We start from the raw sequence: 4,231 nt of genomic DNA, 5'->3' as shown, positions 1-4,231 counted from the left end.
AGCTCATCCTGGGCAAGGACCATGACGATTCGTTGCTGCTGGTTGAGAATGACCGTGCCCTGGCTTTTGCCATGGACGACATCCTGCTGTTCGGCCTGATGGCGAACTCCAAGAACCCGGCGGCGCTGGAAGTCGTAGGTGATTCCCTGCAGGTGGAACCGTATGCCTGCATGCTGCGCAAGGACGACCCCGAGTTCAAGAAACTGGTGGACGGCACGATCACCCGCCTGATCAAGTCCGGCGAGTTTGCCAAGATGTACGCCAAGTGGTTCACGTCGCCCATCCCGCCAAAGGGCGTGAACCTGAACCTGCCGATGAGTGAAGAGCTGAAGGCCAACCTCAAGGCGCTGAGCGACAAGCCGGCCATGTAAAGCTGACGGGAGCGCCGCCGCGCCGCTCCCGTTGTGCTGCCGGCCTGTTCGGGCCGGCAGCTTTCCTCTTCCCAAAAAAGATTATTCCCGGAGCCATGCGGCTCAGGTGGCCGGCGTGCGCCTGCACGAGCGGGATTGCAACGCCATTGGCAATGAAAGGCAAGATATGAGCAGAACCCGTGTGGTCGGCATCCTGGGCGGCATGGGCCCGGCTGCGGGCGCCGACTTTGCCCGGTTGTTTGTCAGCGCCTGTGCGGACCATATGCGCTCACTGGACATCCCGGTAACAGACCAGGCTTTTCCCGAGCATTGGCTGGCCCAGGTGCCGGTGCCGGACCGCAGCACCGCGCTGGGTTCGCCCGAACCGGGTGGCCACCAGCCGCTGGACCCGATGCTGCAGGCGATGGGCAAGCTGGCCGCGCTGGGCGCCACCACGGTGGCGGTGGCCTGCAACACGGCCCACGCCTGGCATGGTGCGTTGCAGGAGCGGTTTCCCCAGCTCGAAGTGTTGCATGTAGCGCGCGAAGTGGCACAAAACCTGGCCCGCCGCGGTGTGCGCGAAGTGGGCCTTCTGGCGACCGAGGGCACTTATCGCGCAGGCCTCTATGACCAGGCCCTGCGCCAGGCCGGCCTGCAATGCCACATCCCTTCTGCAGAGGAGCGCGAGGTTGTAATGCGCGGCATTTACGATGGCGTCAAAGCCGGCAACATGGCCCTGGCTCACGGGTGTTTTGCGGCCGTTGCCAGCGCGCTTGCCGGTCGGCATGGCCTTTCAGCGCTGGTACTGGGCTGTACGGAGATTCCGCTGGCACTGAGCGCGGTGCCCGGCATGGACGAGCTGGAGCTGGTGGACCCGGCGGCCTTGCTGGCGAAGGCACTGGCGCAACGCGCCTACGCCTGAGCTGCGCCGGCGCCGCGCGCGTGATTTTTGGTGAAATCGGCCTTCTGGCCAATAGTGACGGGCGCAAGCAGCTATCAATTTGGTAGCGGCTGATGTGGCGGCCTCCGGCGCTCAATCCGCCGATGCGCTCCAGCGGTTGTCCCAGGCCTTGTCAAGCGTGCGGCGGTCGCGTTTGGTTGGGCGGCCATGTTCCAGGCTACCGGCCGGGTCGGCTGCCACCCGGCGCTGCTCGGCGGCCTCGGCTTTGAGGCGCAGGCTTTCCCCGGTTTCTTCATAAAGCTGCTGGGCCACCGGGGCTGCACCCCGCTGTTTGCTGATGCCGCGCACCATCAGGGTACGGGTGTAAGGGCCCTGCCGCAGCGTCACGGTGTCGCCCGCTTTGACTTCACGGGCCGGCTTGGCTTCAACGCCATTGACTCGGACGCGGCCTTTGTCAATTTCTTCCACAGCCAGCGCGCGGGTCTTGTAGAAGCGGGCCGCCCACAGCCATTTGTCGATTCGCAATTTGTCCATTGGGCATTATTCTGTACCAAGGCACCAGGCCCTGCGTAGGATGGCGCCGCACAATTACGTCGTGGGCAGGCGTACCGTGGCGTCCAGTCCCGTCACGAGGCCATGCACGACGCGGTTTTCCWGGGAAATGCTGCCATGCATGGTTTCGGTGATCTCGCGGCAAATGGCCAGGCCAAGGCCGGAGCCGTGGCGCACGTTTCCTGCGGAAAAAGGCTGGTAAAGCCGCGCCGACAGCTCCGCCGACACGCCCGGTCCGCTGTCGCTGATGGTCATGGCGGCAACGCGGGCGTCGCACACGATGCGCACCGCCAGCGTGCCGCCGGCCGGTGTGTGCTTGATGGCGTTGTGCAGCAGGTTGCGCGTGAGCTCGCCCAGCATCCATTCATGCGATGTGACGCGCGCAGGCACAGTTTCAATTTCGAAATCGATGTCCTTTTCGGCGATCAGCGGCGAGAGATCCAGCGCCACCGAGCGCACCACCTGCGCCAGGTCGATGGCCTGCAGGTCGGCCTGCTGGCGCAATTGTTCCACCTTGGCCAGCGCCAGCATCTGGTTGGCGAGCACAGTGGCGCGATCCACCGTCTGGTTGATTTCCGCCAGCGCGTCACGGGCATCCATGTCGCCGCGCAGCGCGGACTGCACCTGCACCTTGAGTACGGCCAGCGGTGTGCGCAGCTGGTGGGCGGCGTCGCGCACAAAGCGCTTCTGGTTGTCCAGCAGGTGCTGCAGCCGGCCCATCACCTCGTTGGTGGCATCCACCAGCGGCAGCAATTCGCGGGGTGCGTCCGGCGCGGTAATTGCCGTCAGGTCGCCTTCGGGGCGGGCCTGTAGTTCTGCACTGAGGCGGCGTACCGGCCGCGTCGCACGCTGCACCACGACGACCGCCACCAGGGCGATCACCGCCAGCAGCAGGGCCTGTCGCCACAACGTGTCGAACAGGATTTTTCGGGCGAGTGTCTTGCGCAGCTCCAGCGTTTCGGCGACCTGGATCACCGCCATGGCGCGGCCTTTTGCACTGGCCACGGGCTGCAGCAAAACGGCGACCCGCACCTCGTCGCCCATGAAAATGTCGTCGTAAAAATCCACCAGCGCCGAATAGGGCGGCCGTGCCGGGATGCGCCCGCGCCAGAACGGCAGCTGGGAAAAACCGGACACCATCGCGCCGCTGAGGCTGGACACCCGGTAAAAAAGCCGGCTCTGGTTGTCGGCCTCAAAGGCCTCCAGCGCCGCGTAGGGCACCGTGACGCGCAGTTCAGACTGCTCGTCATAGCCGGTCACGTCGAGCTGCTCACCAATGGACTTGGCCGAAGCCAGCAGCGTGCGGTCATACGCCGTGTTCACCGCGCCCAGCGCCTGCTGGTAGAGGCTGAAGGTGTTGGCTACCACCAGCAGCCCTACCGGCAAAAGAATGCCGATGAGCAGGTACCGGCGCAGGGAAATGGCGCCGGCGCCCGTGGCCTGCACTGCGTCCGGTTTCGCGCCGTGTGCGGCGATGGCCGCTTGGTTGTTCTTGTCTTCGGTGGTTGCCGCCTCTGCGTTGTGCTGCAGCTGGGGGGGCTGTGCGGCGCTCATGCATCCACTTTCAGCAGGTAGCCCAGGCCACGCAGCGTGACCAGCGTGACGCCGGTCTGCGCAAGCTTCTTGCGCAGGCGGTACACCACCACTTCCACGGCTTCATATTGCACATCTGCCTCGCCCGGGAACACCAGTTCGAACAGACGTTCCTTGGACACCGCATGGCCGGGTTTGGCGATCAGGGCCTGCAACAGCGCCAGTTCGCGCGGGGTCAGCTCCAGCACCTGGTCGCGGTGATAGATGGCCCCGCTGTCTTTCTCATAGCGCAATTCGCCGACGATTTGCGCGCCCGCATCGTTTTCCGGGGGGAGGGCAGTTGCCGCGCGCCGGCGGCTCAGCGCGCGCAGGCGTGCTTCCAGCTCGTCCAGGTCAAAGGGTTTGGGCAGGTAGTCGTCGGCGCCGGTGTTCAGGCCCATGATGCGGTCGCCGACTGTGCCGCGCGCGGTCAAAATCAGCACCGGCGTGGCCAGTCCCCTGAGCCGTGCCTGTTCCAGCACCTGCAAGCCATCCATGCCCGGAAGGCTGAGGTCCAGCACCACGACGTCTGGCTGCGTGTCCGTCCATTGCGCCAGCGCMTGACGGCCGTCGGTGCAGCTGAAAACCTCCATGCCGCGCCGCCCCAGGGCGCGCTGCAGCGCAGCCTGCATCGAGGCATCGTCTTCGATCAACAACAATTTCATGGGGGGCAGCATGGGTAAGGCCATGAAAACATGGGGTTTACGGGCCCCAGACATTAGCACTTTCCCCAATACTTGCGGACAGCCGTTTGACAGAAACGAAGCGCATGATAAGCCCGTGGTCGGCTGGATACCTTCGCCAGCCCGGCAAGCTCAACAATTTCATATTCCTATTTTCAAGGAGACATTCATGC

5 protein-coding genes are annotated in these 4,231 nt (G+C 64.6%); 2 read left to right on the top strand and 3 right to left on the bottom strand.

From position 1 onward, the window contains the following. Both AC1D0Z_RS16810 and AC1D0Z_RS16805 read left to right on the top strand, forming a co-directional pair. The coding region (locus AC1D0Z_RS16810) for a transporter substrate-binding domain-containing protein (protein WP_477659360.1) at positions 1 to 371 on the top strand (371 nt) is incomplete at its 5' end. A gap of 166 nt (positions 372 to 537) precedes the next feature. Beyond that, the gene (locus AC1D0Z_RS16805; RefSeq protein WP_477659359.1) at positions 538 to 1,272 is read left to right on the top strand and encodes an aspartate/glutamate racemase family protein; all 735 of its coding nucleotides are present in this window, start codon (positions 538 to 540) and stop codon (positions 1,270 to 1,272) included. Positions 1,273 to 1,383: 111 nt separating this feature from the next. Here the strand turns inward: AC1D0Z_RS16805 and AC1D0Z_RS16800 are convergent, their stop codons facing one another. The 3 genes from AC1D0Z_RS16800 to AC1D0Z_RS16790 are packed head-to-tail and all read right to left on the bottom strand — an operon-like array spanning position 1,384 to position 4,040. Further along, entirely contained in the window at positions 1,384 to 1,785 is a 402-nt protein-coding gene (locus tag AC1D0Z_RS16800; protein ID WP_477659358.1) for an RNA-binding S4 domain-containing protein, read from the bottom strand. A 54-nt stretch (positions 1,786 to 1,839) separates the two neighbouring features. After that, positions 1,840 to 3,357 carry a sensor histidine kinase gene (locus tag AC1D0Z_RS16795; RefSeq protein ID WP_477659357.1) on the bottom strand — a complete coding sequence of 506 codons (1,518 nt, stop codon included), beginning with the start codon at positions 3,355 to 3,357 and terminating at the stop codon, positions 1,840 to 1,842. After that, complete coding sequence (locus AC1D0Z_RS16790) at positions 3,354 to 4,040, bottom strand: response regulator (protein ID WP_477659356.1); 687 nt, start codon at positions 4,038 to 4,040, stop codon at positions 3,354 to 3,356. Before AC1D0Z_RS16790 ends, AC1D0Z_RS16795 begins: the two co-directional genes overlap by 4 nt. Positions 4,041 to 4,231 lie beyond the last annotated feature (191 nt).

Source organism: Polaromonas sp. P1_E3, assembly GCF_056405935.1.
The sequence above is the reverse complement of the archived record's forward strand: the minus strand, read 5'-3'. Positions and strand labels throughout refer to the sequence as shown.